General features: G+C 45.6%; 1 protein-coding gene. It reads left to right on the forward strand.

All coding sequences use genetic code 11. The annotated features are described in order from the left end of the window. Nucleotides 1-399 (forward strand): hypothetical protein (locus IYN85_RS26100; RefSeq protein WP_230390989.1); only part of this gene is annotated, 399 nt, incomplete at both ends.

A 399-nucleotide genomic window follows, 5' to 3' on the forward strand; every position in this document is an offset into this window, starting at 1 on the left:
CGATGAAAGGAATATTTGATTCGATAGTCTTTATACTTTTTACCGCATTCTTTGCTGGCGGCTTTATGATGGCCCTAGGAGGCTTTGCCTCTGGTGTTAGTGATCTGCTGGCAGCGCTTCATATAACATACTACTGGCAGACTGTCGGAGCAGCCTGGCTAGTTACACTATCAGTCCTTATCTATAAACAGCGATCCGGTAAGATTCGGCCGATCTCTTTCATGAGGTTGTGTGGCTATGTTGGTGTCGCGTTTTTTGGAACGGTCGGCCTGCTAATGATTATTCCTGGATTTGTGAGCATGGAGGTCTTGGTAGGGCACAAAAAGGCGCTTCAGTTTGGACTTCCAATTTATTGCAGTTTGGCAATCCTATCGCTTGTTTTCGCAAATGGAAAACCTG

The organism is Reinekea sp. G2M2-21, from assembly GCF_015687175.1.
Classification (GTDB): Bacteria; Pseudomonadota; Gammaproteobacteria; order Pseudomonadales; family Natronospirillaceae; genus Reinekea.